The 17,773-nt window shown below is 72.8% G+C and carries 16 protein-coding genes; 2 read left to right on the forward strand and 14 right to left on the reverse strand.

The features are described from left to right. Nucleotides 1–223: 223 nt before the first annotated feature. Genes ABIC70_RS16240 through ABIC70_RS16250 form a run of 3 tightly spaced genes read right to left on the reverse strand, consistent with a single transcriptional unit; the run spans nucleotide 224 to nucleotide 2,244 of the window. A complete protein-coding gene (locus ABIC70_RS16240; RefSeq protein ID WP_354440121.1) occupies nucleotides 224–1,084 on the reverse strand; it encodes a universal stress protein in 861 nt (286 codons plus the stop codon). A 12-nt stretch (nucleotides 1,085–1,096) separates the two neighbouring features. Continuing rightward, nucleotides 1,097–1,429: a c-type cytochrome gene (locus ABIC70_RS16245; RefSeq protein ID WP_053610283.1), complete on the reverse strand. Its 333-nt coding sequence runs from the start codon at nucleotides 1,427–1,429 to the stop codon at nucleotides 1,097–1,099. Next, nucleotides 1,429–2,244, reverse strand: coding sequence for a universal stress protein (locus ABIC70_RS16250; RefSeq protein ID WP_043387218.1), 816 nt, complete (start codon nucleotides 2,242–2,244; stop codon nucleotides 1,429–1,431). The genes ABIC70_RS16245 and ABIC70_RS16250 overlap by 1 nt, the downstream gene beginning before the upstream one ends. Before the next feature lie 212 nt (nucleotides 2,245–2,456). Between ABIC70_RS16250 and ABIC70_RS16255 the strand changes: the two genes are divergently transcribed. Then, complete coding sequence (locus ABIC70_RS16255) at nucleotides 2,457–3,452, forward strand: ABC transporter ATP-binding protein (RefSeq protein ID WP_043352660.1); 996 nt, start codon at nucleotides 2,457–2,459, stop codon at nucleotides 3,450–3,452. Nucleotides 3,453–3,544: 92 nt separating this feature from the next. Here ABIC70_RS16255 and ABIC70_RS16260 read toward each other — a convergent pair whose 3' ends face one another. The 3 genes from ABIC70_RS16260 to ABIC70_RS16270 are packed head-to-tail and all read right to left on the reverse strand — an operon-like array spanning nucleotide 3,545 to nucleotide 5,409. Continuing rightward, nucleotides 3,545–4,528: a zinc-dependent alcohol dehydrogenase family protein gene (locus ABIC70_RS16260; protein WP_043387193.1), complete on the reverse strand. Its 984-nt coding sequence runs from the start codon at nucleotides 4,526–4,528 to the stop codon at nucleotides 3,545–3,547. A 10-nt stretch (nucleotides 4,529–4,538) separates the two neighbouring features. Then, nucleotides 4,539–5,183, reverse strand: a complete 645-nt coding sequence (locus tag ABIC70_RS16265; RefSeq protein WP_043352669.1) for a BON domain-containing protein — start codon at nucleotides 5,181–5,183, stop codon at nucleotides 4,539–4,541. A 25-nt stretch (nucleotides 5,184–5,208) separates the two neighbouring features. After that, nucleotides 5,209–5,409 (reverse strand): hypothetical protein, encoded by a 201-nt coding sequence (locus ABIC70_RS16270; RefSeq protein ID WP_043759288.1) that lies wholly within the window; start codon nucleotides 5,407–5,409, stop codon nucleotides 5,209–5,211. A 132-nt stretch (nucleotides 5,410–5,541) separates the two neighbouring features. Between ABIC70_RS16270 and ABIC70_RS16275 the strand changes: the two genes are divergently transcribed. Further along, a complete protein-coding gene (locus tag ABIC70_RS16275; RefSeq protein WP_354440125.1) occupies nucleotides 5,542–8,088 on the forward strand; it encodes a phosphoketolase family protein in 2,547 nt (848 codons plus the stop codon). Nucleotides 8,089–8,527: 439 nt separating this feature from the next. Here the strand turns inward: ABIC70_RS16275 and ABIC70_RS16280 are convergent, their stop codons facing one another. The 8 genes from ABIC70_RS16280 to ABIC70_RS16315 form a co-directional block, all read right to left on the reverse strand. Further along, entirely contained in the window at nucleotides 8,528–9,241 is a 714-nt protein-coding gene (locus ABIC70_RS16280) for a Crp/Fnr family transcriptional regulator (RefSeq protein WP_158713301.1), read from the reverse strand. Between the two features lie 680 nt (nucleotides 9,242–9,921). After that, nucleotides 9,922–10,398, reverse strand: coding sequence for a hypothetical protein (locus tag ABIC70_RS16285; protein ID WP_081948758.1), 477 nt, complete (start codon nucleotides 10,396–10,398; stop codon nucleotides 9,922–9,924). Between the two features lie 11 nt (nucleotides 10,399–10,409). Continuing rightward, nucleotides 10,410–11,060, reverse strand: a complete 651-nt coding sequence (locus ABIC70_RS16290) for a BON domain-containing protein (protein WP_043352676.1) — start codon at nucleotides 11,058–11,060, stop codon at nucleotides 10,410–10,412. Between the two features lie 80 nt (nucleotides 11,061–11,140). Next, nucleotides 11,141–11,488 (reverse strand): DUF1476 domain-containing protein, encoded by a 348-nt coding sequence (locus ABIC70_RS16295; RefSeq protein WP_043352687.1) that lies wholly within the window; start codon nucleotides 11,486–11,488, stop codon nucleotides 11,141–11,143. Nucleotides 11,489–11,578: 90 nt separating this feature from the next. After that, complete coding sequence (mgtA, locus tag ABIC70_RS16300; protein WP_354440127.1) at nucleotides 11,579–14,182, reverse strand: magnesium-translocating P-type ATPase; 2,604 nt, start codon at nucleotides 14,180–14,182, stop codon at nucleotides 11,579–11,581. 39 nt (nucleotides 14,183–14,221) lie between these two features. After that, complete coding sequence (locus ABIC70_RS16305) at nucleotides 14,222–15,583, reverse strand: S41 family peptidase (protein WP_354440129.1); 1,362 nt, start codon at nucleotides 15,581–15,583, stop codon at nucleotides 14,222–14,224. Between the two features lie 73 nt (nucleotides 15,584–15,656). Beyond that, nucleotides 15,657–17,315, reverse strand: a complete 1,659-nt coding sequence (locus ABIC70_RS16310) for a bifunctional aminoglycoside phosphotransferase/ATP-binding protein (RefSeq protein ID WP_354440131.1) — start codon at nucleotides 17,313–17,315, stop codon at nucleotides 15,657–15,659. Next, the gene (locus ABIC70_RS16315; protein WP_354440133.1) at nucleotides 17,276–17,749 is read right to left on the reverse strand and encodes an SPW repeat protein; all 474 of its coding nucleotides are present in this window, start codon (nucleotides 17,747–17,749) and stop codon (nucleotides 17,276–17,278) included. Before ABIC70_RS16315 ends, ABIC70_RS16310 begins: the two co-directional genes overlap by 40 nt. Nucleotides 17,750–17,773: the final 24 nt, after the last annotated feature.

Genomic DNA, 17,773 nt, shown 5'->3' on the forward strand with positions numbered 1-17,773 from the left:
GACGCCGCCGCGGCCCGGGTCCTGATCGACGCCATCCTCTCGCGCCACGGGGCGGCGTTCCGGGACCTGTTCTGGCGCGCCGTCGATACCGGCTACAAGTGCGCTCTCCGGCCGGATCCGGACGCAGAGGCGCAACCCGCGCCCCCCGGACCGGGCTGCGGCGGTGGAACCGCATCGCGACCGGGCGCCCGGCCGAAACCGAGCCCTCTGCCCAGGCCCGCACTCAGTGGGCCATGAGCACCGGAATGCCGGCGTGTTCGATGACATGGCGGGTGACGCCGCCGAGCAGGAACTCGCGCACGCGGCTGTGCGTGTAGGCGCCCATGGCCAGCAGGGAGGCGTTGCGCCGTCCCGCCTCCGCCAGGATCGCCGCGCCGACCGGGGTCCCGTCCTCGACCGGCAGACTGACGGCCTCCGCCACGATGCCGTGCCAGCGCAGATAGGCGCACAGATCCGCTGCCCGCACCTCCGCGAAGCGCTCGGTCTGCGCGTGCACGACCGTGACGCGCGCGGCCTCGTGCAGCAGCGTGATGGACTGGCCGATCAGGCGCGTCGCCTCCAGGCTGCCGTTCCAGGCGATCACGACGTGGTCCAGCAGGTCGTGGGGGATGTGTTCGCCGACGACCAGGGTCGGCCGGCCGACGGCGAACAGGGCGGTGTCGAGGGCGCGGCCCGTGAACGGCTCGTCCGGATCCGGGCGGTCGACGATGACGAGGTCGTTGACCCGCCCGGTCAGCGTCAGGAGCGGCTCGACCTCTCCGGAGAGTTCGGTCCACGTCGCGAAGGTGGCGTCCAGGCGCTCGGCCTTCGCGACCACCGGCACGCCCGCGCGTCCGCACCACGCCTCGAAGGCCGCCTTGCTCTCGGCCGCCGATTCCCGGACGCTCTGCTGGATGGCCTCGATGGTCGTGCCGTCCATCGGCACGAGGCTCGCCATGGCGGCCAGCACGTGCTCCGGGCCGGGCGCCATGAAGGCGACGCCGATATGCGCGTGCAGGCGCCGCCCGAGGCGCAGGGCCGCGTCCAGCCGACGCGTCGCGTCGATCCCCGGGCCGGTCGGGACGAGGAGGCAGCGGAGGTACATCGAGGCTCTCCCTCAGCGTTCCAGCGATTTCAGGTAGGCGATCAGGTCTTGCGCCTGGTCCGGATCGAACCGGAACTCGGGCATGGTCGGGTGGCCCGTGCGGATCCCCTCGGTGAGCGCCTCGCCGAGATCCTCGACGGGGTAGCGCGTGTGGAGATCGCGGAAGGGGGGCGCGGCCCGCAGCGGGCTTTCCCCGGCCCGCCCGATGGCGTGGCACCGGGCGCAGTTGGTCCGCGCGAGGGTCTCGCCTTGCCGGATCTGCAGGTTCCAGGCCGGCGCCGACACGGCGGGCAGAGGGGGGAGGGCAGCCAGGACGCCGGCGAGAAGGAGTCGGGTCGTGCGCATCAGTGGCTCATCAGGCAGCAAACGGTGGTGGTCTCCAGCATCTCGCGGGTCGCGCCTCCGAAGACCCACTCGCGCAGCCGGGAATGGCCGTAGGCGCCCATGACGATCAGATCCGCCTCCTCCCGCCGGGCGAAGCGGAGGATCTCGTCCGCGACGCTGATCTCGGGCTTGTGCAGCAGGTGCGTGGCGACGCGGATGCCGTGCCCCGACAGGTACGCGGCGACGTCCGTGGCGCCTTCGCGGCGCGCCTCCGGACCCGCGACCGCGACATGGACTTGGTCGGCCCGCACCAGGAACGGCAGGGCGTCGTGGACGGCCCTGCGCGCCTCGCGGGTGTCCTTCCAGGCCACGACGATCCGCTTGGCCGAGAGCCGATGGAGGCCGGGCGGCACGATGAGGACGGGACGCCCCGCCTCCATCAGCAGGCCGCCCGCGGCGACACCCATCGGCCCGGGATCGCCGTCGGCCGGCCCCTGACGGCTCACCACCACGAGGCCGGCGGCGCGGGCCTGTTCCACCAGGAAGGCCAGGGGCTCGGCCAGCGCCTCCCGCCACGCGGTCCTGACCCGCTCGCCGGCCTCGCGCTCGAACAGCGCCCGCCCTTCGGCCAGCTCCTCCTTCGCCCGCGTCTCCTCGATCTCGAAGATGCGCTGCGACGCGTCGGCGCTCTCGACCGGGATCATGGTGACGAGCTGCCGCGCGGCGACGCCGATCAGGGTGGTGTCGAAGCGCCAGGCGATGTCGGCGGCGAGCCGGACGCGGTCGACGGCCGTGGCCCCGCGGTCGACCGAGACCAAGATGTTGGAGATCCGCATGATCACCTCCCGGCGCGGGCCCGTCCGCCCGGCCCGGCGATTGTTGCCCGTGCAGGTGGCCGGGGCCTTGATCCAGCTCAACCGCACCGGGGCCAGCGCAAGCCGCGAGGGCGCGTGTCCCGCCGCGCGGTGGGCGCGATGTCCGGGACGATTGACCGATCGCAATGCCCGGTCCCGCCGGATGGGGACATGAGGTTGCGGATGGAGGTCTCATGCCGTCCGCTTCCGCGATCCTGGCTTCAGGCCTGCCCGGTTTCGGGCCCTCCCGCGATGGGCTGGCGACGCCGCGGACCCTCCCGGCCTTCATCGCGAGCGCGAGCGGCGCCCATCAGCTGGCCCTGGTGGCAATGGCGACGGCCCTCTTCGTGGCGGATCTGGCGCCCCTCGAGCTGCAGCGGCGGGTCGTCAACGCGGCCCTTCCCGGCGGGAGCGCCCGAACCATCCTCCTGCTCGCGGCCCTGTACATCGCGGCTGCCACGGCGATGGGGGCCCTCAAGCTCGCGCTCAACATATACCGCAGCTACGTCAGCGAGAGCGCGGTCCGCCGGCTCCGCAGGACGCTGCTGCAGGACCTCGGCACCCTCGCCCCGGGCGACCGTGCGGCGGTCGAGGGCGTGGAGGTCTCCCTCGTCCTGGCGGAGGCGGAGCCGGTCGGCGCCTTCGTCGGCGTGAGCGTCTCGGAACCGGTCCTGGAGGGCGGCATCGTGCTGGGGACGTTCGGGTACATGCTGTACCTCAACCCGCTGATGGCGGCCCTGGCACTGGCGGTGTTCGTACCGCAGATGGTCTTCGTGCCGCTGATGCAGCAGGCGATCAACCGCCGCGTGGTCGCGCGGACGGGCGCCTTGCGCCGCATCAGCGGCGGCATCATCGGCCGGCACCGACACGAGGCCACGGGACTTCAGGACGCACGCATCGAGCGGGTGTTCCGGCTCAACATGGGCATCTTCAAGCTGAAGTTCTCGATGAACTTCCTCATGAACCTGATGCACCATGCCGGGGTGGCGCTGACCCTGGGGCTGGGCGGCTACCTCGTGGTGAACGGCGAGACGGATCTTGGGACCGTCGTGGCCTTCGTCGCGGGCCTGAGGCAGCTCAACGATCCGTGGGGCGGCCTGATCGACTGGTTCCGGGAGTGGCGCGTCACGCTGGCAAAGTACGCCCTGCTCCGGCAGGCCCTCGACACGCTCCCGCGGCAGGGCGCCTGAGGCGGCGTTCCGGCCGGACCGCCCCCGCCGATCGCCCGAAACCGCCTCGACCCGGTGCCCCGCCCGGACGGCCTCGCGCCCGGGACGTGGGATCAGGGCACGAGGACCGCCGCGCCCCGGAGGGCGCCGGACCGGTGATCCGCCACGGCCTCGTTGGCGCGGGTCAGCGCGTAGGTGCGGGTGTGCGTGACGAGGCCGGCCTGCGGCACGACGGCGAAGAAGGTGCGGGCGTCCTCGCGCGTGAGGTTCGCCACCGAATGCACGGAGCGCTCGCCCCAGAGCCGGTCGTAGGGGAAGGCCGGGATGTCGCTCATGTGGATGCCGCCGCAGACCACGCGGCCCCCCTTGCGCAGGGCGCCGAGGGCCCGCGGGACGAGGTTCCCGTCCGGGGCGAAGATCAGGGCCGCGTCCATCGGCTCGGGCGGCGCCTCGTCCGACCCGCCGGCCCACGCGGCCCCCAGCGTGCGCGCGAAGTCCTGGGCGTCCCGGTCGCCCGGCCGGGTCAGCGCGAACACGCGCCGCCCCTGCCAGCGGCAGATCTGGGCGACGATGTGGGCGGCCGCCCCGAACCCGTAGAGACCGACCGTTCCGGCATCGCCGGCCATCCGCAGCGTGCGCCAGCCGATCAGCCCGGCGCACAGAAGGGGCGCCGTCGCGACCGGGTCCAGGCGCGCGTCGAGCGGGATGGTGAAGGCGGCCTCGGCCAGGAGATGGCTCGCGAAGCCGCCGTCGCGGGTGCAGCCGGTGAAGCCGGGGGCGTCGCAGAGGTTCTCGCGCCCCGTCTCGCAGTAGGCGCAGTGCCCGCAGGCATGCCCGAGCCAGGGCACGCCGACCCGCATGCCCGGTCGCGGCGCCGTCACGCCCGCGCCGACCGCCTCGACGCGCCCGACGACCTCGTGTCCCGGCACGATGGGGTAGACGGCCTGGGGCAGGTCGCCGTCGATGACGTGGATGTCGGTCCGGCAGACCGCGCAGGCCTCGACCCGGATGCGCACCTCGCCCGGCCCGGGGTCCGGGTCCGGACGCTCCTCCGGGACGAGGGCCGCGCCGATCTCCCGCAGGACCATGGCCAGCATCGGACCGGCCTCACGCGAGGGTCAGGCGATCCTCGACGGCGCGGACGCCGGGCGCCGACCACGCGGCCCGCTCGGCGATCTCGCGCTCGCTCCAGACATCGACGCACCCGTCGAGGGTGACCTTGTCGCCGTCCACGTGCACGCGGATCGTATCCGGATCCCGCGCGCTCCGTCTCAGGGCCGCGAGGATGCGGGACTTCACCTCGGTGGCCTGCGCCAGCGGCTTCACCGCGATGAGATTGACGATGTCGGTGACGCCGGCCAGGCGCCGCAGCGCCTGATCGACGGCCGCCTTCTGGTGATAGAACGGGACACAGCCGTCGAGCGTGACGCAGCCCTTCTCGACCTTGAGCGTGACCGCGTTCTCCGGGATCTGCACGTCCCATGCGAGCACCCGGGCGCAGCGCTCGGCCAGGGCCTCGTCGCCGACGATGGGGCAGTTCGGATAACGGACCTCGATCCGCTCCACCACGCCCCGCACGCCGCGGACCCGCAGCACGACGCGCTCGGCGATGCCCTTCTCGGCGTAGTTGCGGACATGCCCCGTCAGGGTCACGATGCCGTTCTCGACGGTGACGCCGATCTGCGCCGCGTCGATCATCGGAGCGTATTCCAGCTCGTCGAGCACATGCTGGTGCACGGTCTTGTCGTCCATCACCCGTCTCCCCGCGTCGCTCGGTTCAGAGGACCAGCCAGAGCAGCACAGTCGTCACCGCCGAGGCCGCGATGGCCAGGGCCAGGGCCTGCAGACTGCCGATGCGCCCGTAGTGGTAGCCATCCGCCACGACGCGCCGGCCCGCGTCGTTCCGCGGCTCGAGCCTGAGCGGCATCCATACGCGGCGCACCGTCCGGATGTGGGTGGATCGAAGCACCAGGGTCATCGTTCGCTCCCGTCTTGGCTGACGGGGCCATCTTGCCGTCCTGCCTGGGGAGGGCCTTGATCCACCTCAACGCCGCCGGGCCCGGCCCCCGGCAGGGTCCGCCCCGGGTTACGGATCCGCCGGGAGGCCGACATGGACGCGAGGCACGGCTCGAAGGAGCGCCGCGACGGCGAAGGCCGGGACGACGGACACGGCCTGGCCTTCGTGCCCGGGCCGCTCGGACCCGATGGCCTCGGGACGATCGACGCCTACTGGCGCGCCGCCAACTACCTGTCGGTCGGGCAGATCTACCTCATGGCCAACCCGCTCCTGCGCGAGCCGCTCAAGGCGGAGCACGTCAAGCCGCGGCTCCTCGGCCACTGGGGGACGACGCCCGGCCTCAACTTCATCTACGCGCACCTGAACCGGATCATCCGGCAGCGCGACCTCGACATGATCGCCGTTTGGGGACCGGGCCACGGTGCGCCAGGTCTCGTGGCCAACGCCTACCTGGAGGGCACCTACAGCGAAATCTACCCGGACGTGGCCCGGGACGCGGTCGGGATGGGCCGCCTGTTCCGGCAGTTCTCGTTCCCCGGCGGCATCCCGAGCCACGCCTCGCCCGAGCTGCCGGGCTCGATCCACGAGGGCGGCGAACTCGGCTACTCTCTGGCGCATGCGTTCGGGGCAGCCCTCGACAATCCGGGCCTGACCGTCGCCTGCATCGTCGGGGACGGCGAGGCCGAGACCGGGCCGCTCGCCGCCGCCTGGCACGCGAACAAGTTCCTCGACCCGCGCTCCGACGGCACGGTCCTGCCGATCCTGCACCTCAACGGCTACAAGATCGCCAGCCCGACGGTCCTCGCCCGCATGCCCGCGGACGAGCTGCGCAGCCTTCTCGTCGGCTACGGCTACGCGCCGGTCTTCGTCGAGGGCGACGACCCGGCCCCGATGCACCAGGCCATGGCCACGGCCCTCGATGCCGCCTTCGACACCATCGCGGAGATCCGGGCGCGTGCCGGACGCGGCGCCGTCGAGCGGCCCCGCTGGCCCATGATCGTGCTGCGCAGCCCCAAGGGCTGGACGGGGCCGCATTGCGTGGACGGCAAGCCCGTCGAGGGCACATGGCGCGCGCACCAGGTGCCGGTCGCCGCCGTCCGGGAGAATGCGGAGCACCGGGCGATCCTGGAAGCCTGGATGCGCTCCTATCGTCCGGAGGAGCTGTTCGCGGAGGACGGCGCCCTCGTCCCCGAACTCGCCGCGCTGCCGCCGAAGGGGGCGCGGCGCATCTCGGCCAATCCGCACGCCAACGCGCACAAGAGCGCGCCCCTGCGCCTACCCGACCTGAGCGTGGCGGCCGTCGCGGTGCCGGAGCCCGGCCGCATCAGGGCCGAGGCCACCCGCGCGCTCGGGGCCTACCTTCGGGAGGTGCTGACCCTGAACGCGCCGACGCGCAACTTCCGCATCATGGGGCCGGACGAGACCGCCTCGAACCGCCTCGACGCGGTCTTCGCGGTGACGAGCCGCGCCTGGCAGGAGGCGATCCTGCCGGGCGACGAGAACCTCGCCCGCGACGGCCGCGTCATGGAGGTGCTGAGCGAGCACCTCTGCGAGGGCTGGCTGGAGGGCTACGTGCTGACCGGGCGGCACGGCCTGTTCGCGACTTACGAGGCCTTCGCGCACGTGGTCGATTCGATGGTGAACCAGCACGCCAAGTGGCTGAAATCCGCGCGCGACCTGCCCTGGCGCCGGCCGGTGCCGTCCCTCAACATCCTTCTCTCGTCCCATGTCTGGCGGCAGGACCACAACGGCTTCAGCCACCAGGACCCCGGCTTCATCGACTTCGTGGCCAACAAGCGGGGCGACACGGCCCGCATCTACCTGCCGCCGGACGCGAACACCCTGCTCTGCGTCATGGACCATTGCCTGCGCACCTACGACCGCATCAACGTCGTCGTGGCCGGCAAGCAGCCGGCCCTGCAGTGGTTGAGTCTGGACGAGGCCGTTCGCCATTGCGCGGCCGGCGTCGACATCTGGGACTGGGCCTCCAACGAGGGTGCGGGGGAGCCGGATGTGGTGATGGCCTGCGCGGGCGACGTGCCGACCCAGGAGACGCTCGCCGCGGTGGATTGGCTGCGCCGACATGTCCCCGCGCTCAAGGTCCGGGTGGTGAACGTCGTCGACCTGATGACGCTGCCTGCGCCCGAGACGCACCCCCACGGGCTCGACGACGCAACCTTCGACAGCCTGTTCACCTCCGATCGGCCCGTGGTGTTCGCCTATCACGGCTATCCGTGGCTCATCCATCGGCTGACCTACAAGCGGACGAACCATGGCAACTTCCACGTCCACGGCTTCATCGAGGAGGGCACGACCACGACGCCCTTCGACATGTGCGTGCTGAACCGCCTCGACCGCTTCCACCTCGCGCTCGCCGCGCTGCAGACGGTCCCCCATCTCGGGGCATGCGCCGAGCATGCCGAGCAGGCGCTGCGGGATGCCTTGGCGGCCCATCACGCGTATGTCCGTCGCACCGGCGACGACCTGCCGGAGGTGCGGGATTGGGTCTGGCCGGACCGGCATGCGCATCCGCATCCGGACCGTCGGCGGATCGACGGCGACATCATGCAGTGCGGTCCGACCACGGGCGAAGAGCCTCGCCCGGGCGAAACCCTGGACGACTGGACGGTCGTCACCTGAGGCCGGGCGATGATCCGCGTCCTCGACGCCGGCGCCTCCAGCCTGCGCCGCGCCCTGTCCCGGCCGGGTGCCGACGACCCGGCGTGGCGCGCCCGCGGTCGCCGACACCGGTCATGAGCCGGCGCTCCCGATCGGAGGCCTCGACGCGCCGGTGCTGGGCGCGCTGGACGAACCCCTACCCCTGGCGTCCCATCCTGCCCGCGATCGAGGCGCGCGCGATCGCGGTATCGGTGCCCGACCTTCGGGGGCGCGCGACGGCCCGAAGCGCGCAGGCCGCAGAGGGCATCCCGATGCACGCGTGCCGCGCGAGGCGTCTTCGGGCCGTCTTCGGGGCCGTGCCATCCCCCGGGCTGGACGCAATCGCGGATGAGTCCTTCCGCGAGGACCGCTCCAAACCCGGATCCGGGGGGAGCCGAACCCGGGCCGTGTCCACCCCGGGTCAGGGGGGCGGGAAATCCAGGTTCAGGTAGGCAGGGTCGAATTCGGCGACCTTCCGGAGACCGTCCCAGTCCTCGATGGTCATCCATCGGCATCGCTTGGACACGAGCCCGGCCTGCTGGAGCCTCTTCATGGTTCGGTTCGCGTGGACCGATGTGAGGCCCAGGGCGCTGCCGAGTTCCGTCTGCGTCAGGGGCATCGGAAATCGGAAGGCCTCGGTCATGCCGGCCACCGCGGCCCGGGTGAAGAGTTCGCAGATCAGGTGCGCCATCCCCGCATAGGCCTGACGGTGCCCCGCATTCAGGAGCCAGCGGCGGGTTATGGCCGCCTCGGTGGCGGTTTCGACCTGAATCAGACGGCCGATGCCGGGATGCCGCTCGACGAGCCCGTGCAGGACGCCGTGCGGAATGATGCCGATGCGGCATGGGGTGAGCGTGGCGATGACATGATCCATCTCGCCCCGCAGAAGGCCCTGCAGGTCCAGGGCGTCGCCGGCGAGTTGCAGGCCGAGGATCTGCGGCCTGCCGTCCTTCAAGGGGACGTACCGGCACGTCCAACCCTCCAGCAGAAGGCGGCATTCGGTCGGCGTGTCGCCCTCGCGCACGATGTCCGTGTCCGCCTCGACGTTCACGACCCGGGATACGGATGCGGCGAGGGCATCGATCTCCGCGGCCCAGACGCCGCCGGACCGATCCAGCCTGCGCCGGATGGTCAAGGTCCAATCCACGCCCGACGGGCGCGTGGGGTCGCGGGCGAACTTCCGCCGGCCCGTCTGCGCGTCCCGGGCGCGTGCCAGGGGGAGTGTCGGCGGTAGTGTCGGGGGGAGTGTCGGGGGCCGTGTCGGGCCAGGGGGGGATTGCGTCGCCTCGCATCCCTGGGCGGTGATCGCTTCGTGGCTCAGCCTTGAGCGCGTCTTCCCTTCGGCTATCGACATCATGCGCCCCCAGTCTCGCTGGATGGAAACAGGTCGGCGCCGCGCCGCGGTCGTGCCTTGCGGTGGATCAAAGGCGCCCGGTTCGAAGCCTCCACGCCATCCGGCATCGCGGCACGATGCACCGCCTGCCGCCCGGCGGCCCCCGGAGATCATCGCCGCACCATGAGGGACGGCGGGGGGCTGCACGCTCCATCGCGCTCACGCGCGCACACCCCCCATCCCGACCCCGCCATCGCGGCCGTCGCGCCCCTCCGTCGAACCGACGGAACAGGCTGCGATGTCGGCCGGCCGCACCCATCGGTACAGGAGACGGTCGACCGCGCCGGCCCGGGCGAGCGGCAGATCGCGCCAGAAGGTGCGCCACCGCGTCAGAAGGGTGCTCTCGGCGGACCCGAACTCCGACGGAGGCGGGCACGGAGGCGGGCACAGGGGCAAGACGGGACAGTCCGCGCCCCCGCCCGTCATGATCCGTCCCCGCCGTCCGGATGGGTGAGGCGGGCGACCTTGAACGTGCGGTAGACCGCGCCGCCGGCATCCCGGATCGAGACGTACTCGCCTTCGACGAAGACGTGGGTACCCAGATGGTAGCCGGCCTCGTCATCCTCGTTCGTCCAGTCCTCGTAGTCGATCAGCCAAGTCGCGCCGCCCTCGCCACCGGCCCGGTGCACCAGGCGGCCGTGCCGGTCCGGCTCGCCGATCCAGAAGCGGCGGACGCGGCAACGGTCGCGGGTCTCGCGCCAGAGCGCCGGGTCGAGGTGCCCGTCTGGCGTGAGGGGCGCCACGATCTCGTAGCCTCGTCCGGTGCTGCCGTCCGGATGCTCCGGGCAGCGCGCCAGCGTCAGCGTCACGCGAGACAGTCCGGGCCGGGCATCGGGTTTCCCCGGAGGTCGTCCACCCTGGAGCGGGGCGGCGTCGAGCGCGTGCGATTCGCCGGACATGGCGGTCCTCCTCAGCTCAGGGCCACGATGCGGTCCTCGACGGCGCGCACGCCCGGCACCGACCATGCGGCGCGCTCGGCCGCATCGCGCTCGGCCCAGGCCGTCACCGCCCCTTCCAGGGTCACCTTGTCCCCCGTGACGGTGACCTTGATCCCCTCCGCCTCGAACAGGGCGCCCCGCCGGAACGCCTCCAGGATCTTGTCCTTGACCGCCGCCGGCGGCACCTGCCGCCGGATTTCGATGAGGTTGGTCACGCCGTGCACGCCGGTGAGCTTCCGGACGGCCGCCTCGGCGCCCGCCACTTGGTACTGCCAGTCCACCGTGCCGGTCAGCGTGACCCAGCCGCCGGCCACCTTAACCTGGATGGCGTCCTTCGGCAGATGCACCGACCAGTCGATGATCGCGAGCGCCCGGGCTGCGATCTGGTCGTCGGCCACCTTCTTCTCGTCGGCGTAGCGGACCGCGATCTCCTGCGCGATGGCGCGCACGCCCCGGACGCGGCGCACGGCGCGCTCCGCCTCCACCTTCTCGGCGTAGCTGCCGACATGGCCGGTGAGCGTCACCACCCCTTCGGAGACGGCGACGCCGATATCCCCGGCGTCCAGGCTCGGGTCGAAGTCGAGTTCGTCGAGCACCGCCCGGCGCAGGTCCTTGTCGGTCATGGGGTCCTTCCTCATGGCGTGTCTCCCGATCGTTCTGGCTGGCGCGATGGCGCGGGGGCTCCTCGGCGCTGCGGCGCGGCCTAGACGGAGGAGCCTCGATTCAGCGCGACGCCGACGCGTCGCTCGGCCTGGGCGAGCGCGGCGCACCGCTCCAGCTCCGTGCGCAGGCGGGGGATCGTCGCGTCGATGCCGGCCGCCCCGAGATCCGACCGAAGCCTGTCGATCAGCGCTTCGTCCTCGGTCACGACGGCGTACTCCGTGACGGCGGTGACGTAGTCTTCCGCCGCCTGGCCGGTCAGGTTCATCCGCTCGGAGGCCCAGGCGGCCAGGAGCCGGTTGCGCCGGTTGCGGGCGTGGAACCGCGCCTCCTCCTCCTGGACGAAGCGGCGTTCGGCGGCTCGCTCGCGCTCGTCGAACGTCGTGGTCATGGAAGCCTCCATCCCGTGAGCGGTGCCGGACCGCGCCGGCTGCGGTTCGGCCATCCTTCAACCGGCCGGCGCCGCCGGCCTTGAGGCAGATCAAGGTTCGGCGCGCCGATGGCGGGCGCGGTGCGGCGGGCGGGCGGCCCAGGGCTTCACGGTCTCGACCGCCGCGAGGTAGGCGAGGGTGATCAGCGCGATGCCGAGGAGCGTCGGCAGGGGCGGGGCCTGGAAGCCGAACCAAGGCCCTGCCGGCGTGAAGGGAAGGGCCAGCGCGGCCGCCAGCGCGGCGAGCGAGGAGCACGCCAGCGCCGCGCTCGGACGATCCCGCCAGGGGCGCCCGCTCGTCCGGATGACGAAGATCACGAGGATCTGCGTCGCCATGGATTCGAGGAACCAGGCCGTCCGGAATTCCTCCGCCGAGGCACCGAAGAGGAAGAGCAGGGCGCCGAAGGTCAGGAGGTCGAACAGCGACGAGAGCGGGCCCATCACGCCCGCGAACCGGAGGATGGCCGCCATGTCCCAGACCTGTGGCCGGGCGGTCGCGGACGGCGCCACATGGTCGAAGGGGATGCCGACCTCTGAGAGGTCGTAGAGCAGGTTGTTGAGAAGGATCTGCGTCGGCAGCATCGGGAGGAACGGCAGCGTCACCGAGGCGACCGCCATCGAGAGCATGTTGCCGAAGTTCGAGCTCGCGCCCATGCGGATATATTTCAGGATGTTGGTGAAGGTCCGCCGCCCCTCCTCGACGCCGTCGGCGACGACCGCGAGGTCCGAGGCGAGCAGGATCATGTCGGCCGCGGCCTGCGCGACCCCGGTCGCGCCCTCGACGGAGAGGCCGATATCGGCCTGCGCGAGGCCCGGCGCGTCGTTGATGCCGTCACCCAGGAAGCCCACGATCGCGCCCCTGGCCTGAAGCGCCCGCACGATGCGCGCCTTCTGGTCCGGGGTGAGCCGTCCGAAGGCGTCCACCTTGCGGGCCTGCACCGCGAGCGCCGCATCGCTCAGGGCCGCGACCTCGGAGCCGGACAGGACCGTGGTGGTGTGAAGCCCCACGAGGCTGGCAAGGCGGCGCACGACCACCGGGTCGTCGCCGGACAGGATCTTCAGGCGCACGCCGGCGCGCGCGAGCCGCGTGACGGCGGCGGCGGCCGTCAGTTTGGGCGGGTCGGCGAAGGCGCAGAAGCCCTCGAAGACGAGGTCGGCCTCGTCCGCGGTTCCGGGCGGCCGCATGGGCCCCGACCAGGGCCGCGACGCGACCGCGATGGTGCGCAGCCCCTCCTCGGCCAGGCTCCGGACCTGCCCGAGGGCCGCGCCGCGTTCCTCCGGGCCCATCGGCTCCGTCCCCTCGCCGGCGCGGCGCGCGGTGCACAGCGCCAGGACCGCCTCCGGCGCGCCCTTCAGGATCAGCAGCGGCCCCTCCGGTCCCTGCGCGAGGACCGACCCGGTGCGGCGCCCATAATCGAACGCCCGCTGGCCGGCCAGGACCCACGCCCGGCCCGCGTTCGGGTGATGGTCGACGAGGGCCGCGTCGAGCGAGCTGCGATCCCCGCCGAGATCGGCCGCGACCGCCGCGAGCCGCGACGGCCGCGCGTCCTCGCGGCCCGCCGGATCGAGGCTGCGGCCCAGGGCGATCTCGGCCGAGGTCAGCGTCCCGGTCTTGTCGGTGCACAGCACCGTCATCGCGCCGAGGTCGTGGATCGCGGCGAGCCGCTTCACGATGACCTTGCGGGCCGCCATGCGCAGCGCGCCCCGCGAGAGCGTCACCGTCGTGACCATCGGCAGCAGTTCCGGGGTGAGGCCGACGGCGAGCGCGACCGCGAACAGGAGGGAGTCGAGCACGGGGCGGCCGAGCACGACGCGGGCGGCCAGGACGCTGAGCACCAGGGCCAGGGTCAGCCGGGCGACCATGAGCCCGAAGGCGTGGAGGTCGCGCTGGAAGGGCGAAGATGCCCGCGCCTCGGCCAGAACCGAGGCCGCCGCGCCGAACATCGTGGCGGGGCCGGTCGCGACGACGAGGGCGGTTGCCTTGCCCGTCCGCACGACGGCGCCGCGGAACACGGCGTTCGAGGCCTCCGCCGGCTCTGGAGACGTCACCGGCCCGGCCCGCTTCTCCACCGGGTAGGGCTCGCCGGTCAGGGCGGCCTCGGCCACCGTGAAGGCGTCGCCGTCGATCACGAGGGCATCGGCCGGGACGATGTCGCCGGCCCGCATGCGCAGGATGTCGCCGGGAACCACCTGCTCCACCGGGACCGTGACGAAGCTGCCGTCCCGCCTGACCTCAGCCTTCAGCGCCACCGTGTGGCGCAGGGCCTCGGCGGCCCGTGTGGCGTGGCCCTCCTGCACCGTGTCGAGGCCGATGGACAGGCCGAGGATGGCGACGATGATGACGCCTCCCACCACGTCGCCGGTCACGACCGAGACGAGGCCGGCCGCGATCAGGATCAGGGCGAGCGGTTCGAGCAGGCGGCGGAGCACGGCCTGCAGGGCGCCGCCGGCCCGCGTCCCGGCATCGCTGTTCGGCCCGTAGCGTTCGAGCCGTCGCGTGGCGTCGACCGCGCCGAGCCCGTCGAGCCCGCATCGGAGCTCGGCGCAGAGCGCCTCGAGGCCGCGCACCCAGAACGCCCCGCTCGGCCCGGGCGACGACAGCTCCGTCGGAGTGGCGATGTCGCGCGCGCGCGCCGGAACCGCCGTCATCTCCATGGGTCCACCCGTCGCTCTCCCGCTCGCGGCGGCACGACATCACCGGTTGGGACTGGGGTCGTTGCGGTGGATCAAGCCGCCGCCGCTCTGGCTGACGGCCAGCAGATGCTGCACGGCCGCCGTCAACGGCCGGTCCCGCGACGGATCGATGAGGCCGTCCGCGACGAAGCCGTCCTGCAGCGAGCCGCCGCCCGCACCGGGCTCCGGCGATAGGCGGCCCTGCGTCCCGGCCGCCATGCCGTCCGGGGTCACCACGCGGTCGGGTGCGATGCCGTTGCCGTCCACCCGGCGGCCCGCGGGCGTGACGAACCAGGCCGTGGTGAGGCGCAGCGCGCGCCCGTCGCGGTGGGCATAGGTGGTCTGGACCGCCCCCTTGCCGTAGGTGCGCGTCCCGATGAGAATCGCCCGCCGGTGATCCTGAAGGGCGCCGGCGACGATCTCGGCCGCGGACGCGGTCCCGCCGTCGACGAGCACGACCAACGGAAGGCCGTCGATCACGTCGGCACCGGTCCTGTCCAGCGCGAACCGCTCGACGCTGCCGGGGTCCCGGCCGACCAGGCGCACGATCTCGCCCCGTCCGAGGAAGGCCCCGGCCACCGCGACGGCCTGCACGACGAGGCCCCCCGGATTGCCGCGCAGGTCCAGGATGAACCCCGTGAGCCTGTCACGGCCGATGCCGGCCTTCAGGTTCGCCACCGCCCTGAGCAGCCGGCCGGTCGTGAATTCGTCGAAGTGGTCGAGCCCGAGATAGGCGACGGTATCCAGGGCTTTCAGACGCACCGGGTGCAGCGGCAGCCACTCCCGGATCAGGACCATCTCGGCCGGGGCAGGCTCGCCCGGCCGGACGACCCGCACGCGCACCGTCGAGTCCGGCTCTCCGCGCAGGCGGTCGGCGACCTGGTCGGGCGCGATGCGCCCGATGGCGACGCCGTCGATTTCCTGGATGATTGTCCCGGGCGTGAGGCCGGCGCGCGCGGCCGGGGCATCGGGAAGCGTGCGCCGCACCGTCCCGTCCGCGTCGACGACCACGCCGATGCCGGCATAGCTTCCCGTATCCTGCTCATCGAGCCGGCGGAACTCGGCCGCGGTGAGGTAGTGTGAATGCCGGTCCAGCGCGGCGAGCATCCCGACGATGGCCGCGTCGATCAACGGACCGTCGCCGCGCATGTCGGCCGCCCGTGACCGGATGGCGTGGAATGCGGCCCCGAAGAGGCGCAGGTCCCGATAGGGCGAGTCCTGGAACCCGTCCGGGTGTAGGCCGACGTCGGGTGCGGCGGGGCTCGTGAGCAGCGCGCCGGCGGCGCCGGCGAGCCAGGCCGCCCCGGCGAGGCAGCACGCAGCGCCGCGACCGGTCGGCCCCCGGTCGCGTGCCGCCTTGCTTGCGATCGGTTTGAACGGCATCGCCCGGTTCGACGTCCACGCGCGCGGTGAGGATGGCTCTCCGCGCCCGGCCTCGCCTTGACGTGCGTCAACGTCACCGCGTGTGCGGAGGCGGGCCCTGCGCGATGGCGATCGTCGTCGGAATGCTCGCTGCCCGCTCCGGCCGATCCGGCGGGGTCGGGGTCGCCGGTGACCCGTCGGGTGGCCGGGCCGCCGGCCAGCCCGTCACGCCGGCGCTCCCCAGGAGCGACAGGACCGTCGCGCGCAACGCGTCCACGGGCTGATCGGCGCGGAGCTCGTGCCACGCGAGGGCGCCGCGACCCCGCGCGACCTGGGCCGCCAGGACCGTCGCGGTGGCATCCGAAGGGTCGCCGGCGCGGCTGTCGATGCGGCGCGCGAGCAATGGGGCCGGGGCCTCCAGCCAGACGCCGCAGAACCGGGCCCCCCGGTCTCGGGCGAGGGCCTCGATCTGCGCCCGCTCGGTCGGTCGGTCGAAGACCGCATCGGCGACGACGCAATGGCCCGCGGCCAGGACCCGCCCGGCGTCCCGCCGCAGGATCGCGTAGACGCGCCGCGACACGGTCTGGGCATAAGCCGCCGCCGGGAGCCGCGTCAGGGCGTCGACCCCGTGCAGGCGCTTGCGGATCCGATCGCTCGACAGGATCCGGGCGCCCGGGGCCGCGCCGATCCAGGGGGCCGCCGCCGCCGCGACGCTCGACTTGCCGGAACCGCTGAAGCCGCCGACCGCCAGGAGGCCCGCCGGCCTGTCGGTCAGCAGGTCTTCCCCGAGGGCGAGATACGCGCGCGCCTCGGCGGTCCTGGCGGCGGCGGCCGCGCCGGTTCCGTCCGCCGCTTGAGCCGCCGTGACGTGGGCGCGGATCACCGCGCGCAGCGCCATCAGGACCGGCAGCAATCCGAGACCGTCGGTCTCGTCCGCCCCATCGAGGTAGCGATTGAGCAGGAGGTTGGCGAGGTCGAAGCGCGACCGGTGCCAGAGGTCCATGAGGACGAAGGCGAGGTCGTACAGGATGTCGGTCGTCGCGATGGTCTCGCTGAACTCGATGCAGTCGAACGGCGTCGGCTTGCCCTCGAACAGGCAGATGTTGCGCAAGGTGAGGTCGCCGTGGCAGCGGCGGACCTTGCCGGCGGCGCGGCGGGCGTCGAGCAGGGGGGCATGCCGCGCCAGAACCGCCCGGAACCGCGCCGTCAGCGTCGCCACCGCGCCGGTCGAGGCGAGCCCCGTCGCCCGGAGCGCCGCCGCGTTCAAGTCGACGAGCGCCGTCAGGGCGGCAGCCCCGCCCTTGTCGCGGTGGATCTCCGCGCCGGCATGGAAGGCGGCGATGACCTGGGCAAGGTCCGCGATATGGTCCGGTCCGAGGCGCCCCTCGCACGCCAGGGTGTCGAACAGGTCCGCCTCCGGGAACCGCCGCATCTCGACCACGGCGTCGACGAGGTTCCCGGTCCCGTCGAAGGCCAGGCCCCCGTCCGGTCCGCGCGTGATCCGCCGGGCGCCGAGGTAGAGCGCGGGTGCCGTGCGGCGGTTGAGCACGACCTCGGCCTCGCAGGCGGCGAGGCGCCGCTCGGGGGTCGAGAAGTCGAGATAGGGGAAGCGGACGGCGCGCTTGAGCTTGAACACGCGGCTGCCGGCCAGGAAGAGCCGGGAGATGTGGGTGGTTACGGTCTCCACCTGTCCCGTGCCCGACAGGGCCTGCGTCAGGAACGCGGCGACGGCGTCCTTGTCCCCGGTCGACATGCGGATCGATCCTCGCTGACCCTGGGCGTCGCGCGGGCCGCGGGCGGCGCGGTTTGCCGAGCGGATTTCTGGGCAGATCCCTGGGAAGCCGGCAGGTCCTGCAGCCGCCACAGCCAGGAGCCGGCCGAGACGAGGAGGGCGACGCCGAAGCCCACGTGAGCCCAGGCCGCGGCGTCCTGGAAGCCCAGCGCCCAGGGGGCCGCGCAGGACCAGAGACCGGCCGCCCCGATGGCGTACACCTCCCCCTCACGGGTGCGCATCAGCGTCAGGGCCGCCAAGGCCAGGATCGTCGCCCCGGTGATCCAGGCGTTCCAGGCCGCGATGTCCTCGGATCGGAAGCCGAAGTACCAGGGCGCCAGGATCAGGCCCGCCCCCAGCATGAGGTTCCAGCCCCCCAGGAAGACGTCTTCAGGCTGGTTGTCGATGGTGCGCATCGCCCCTCGTCCCCGGGGTGTGGC

This window comes from Methylobacterium sp. 1973, from assembly GCF_040545035.1.
Taxonomy (GTDB): Bacteria; Pseudomonadota; Alphaproteobacteria; order Rhizobiales; family Beijerinckiaceae; genus Methylobacterium; species Methylobacterium fujisawaense.

Bases quoted from the DNA above. Each gene is read 5' to 3' on its own strand.
- ABIC70_RS16310 (WP_354440131.1), bottom strand. From the start codon at position 17,315: ATGTCGACCGGGGACAAGGACGCCGTCGCCGCGTTCCTGACGCAGGCC.
- ABIC70_RS16295 (WP_043352687.1), bottom strand. From the start codon at position 11,488: ATGACCACGACGTTCGACGAGCGCGAGCGAGCCGCCGAACGCCGCTTC.
- ABIC70_RS16260 (WP_043387193.1), bottom strand. From the start codon at position 4,528: ATGCTGGCCATGGTCCTGCGGGAGATCGGCGCGGCCCTCGTCCCGGAG.
- ABIC70_RS16255 (WP_043352660.1), top strand. From the start codon at position 2,457: ATGCCGTCCGCTTCCGCGATCCTGGCTTCAGGCCTGCCCGGTTTCGGG.
- ABIC70_RS16275 (WP_354440125.1), top strand. From the start codon at position 5,542: ATGGACGCGAGGCACGGCTCGAAGGAGCGCCGCGACGGCGAAGGCCGG.
- ABIC70_RS16305 (WP_354440129.1), bottom strand. From the start codon at position 15,583: ATGCCGTTCAAACCGATCGCAAGCAAGGCGGCACGCGACCGGGGGCCG.
- ABIC70_RS16290 (WP_043352676.1), bottom strand. From the start codon at position 11,060: ATGACCGACAAGGACCTGCGCCGGGCGGTGCTCGACGAACTCGACTTC.
- ABIC70_RS16315 (WP_354440133.1), bottom strand. From the start codon at position 17,749: ATGCGCACCATCGACAACCAGCCTGAAGACGTCTTCCTGGGGGGCTGG.
- ABIC70_RS16245 (WP_053610283.1), bottom strand. From the start codon at position 1,429: ATGCGCACGACCCGACTCCTTCTCGCCGGCGTCCTGGCTGCCCTCCCC.
- ABIC70_RS16285 (WP_081948758.1), bottom strand. From the start codon at position 10,398: ATGTCCGGCGAATCGCACGCGCTCGACGCCGCCCCGCTCCAGGGTGGA.
- ABIC70_RS16265 (WP_043352669.1), bottom strand. From the start codon at position 5,183: ATGGACGACAAGACCGTGCACCAGCATGTGCTCGACGAGCTGGAATAC.
- ABIC70_RS16240 (WP_354440121.1), bottom strand. From the start codon at position 1,084: ATGTACCTCCGCTGCCTCCTCGTCCCGACCGGCCCGGGGATCGACGCG.
- ABIC70_RS16270 (WP_043759288.1), bottom strand. From the start codon at position 5,409: ATGACCCTGGTGCTTCGATCCACCCACATCCGGACGGTGCGCCGCGTA.
- mgtA (WP_354440127.1), bottom strand. From the start codon at position 14,182: ATGGAGATGACGGCGGTTCCGGCGCGCGCGCGCGACATCGCCACTCCG.
- ABIC70_RS16250 (WP_043387218.1), bottom strand. From the start codon at position 2,244: ATGCGGATCTCCAACATCTTGGTCTCGGTCGACCGCGGGGCCACGGCC.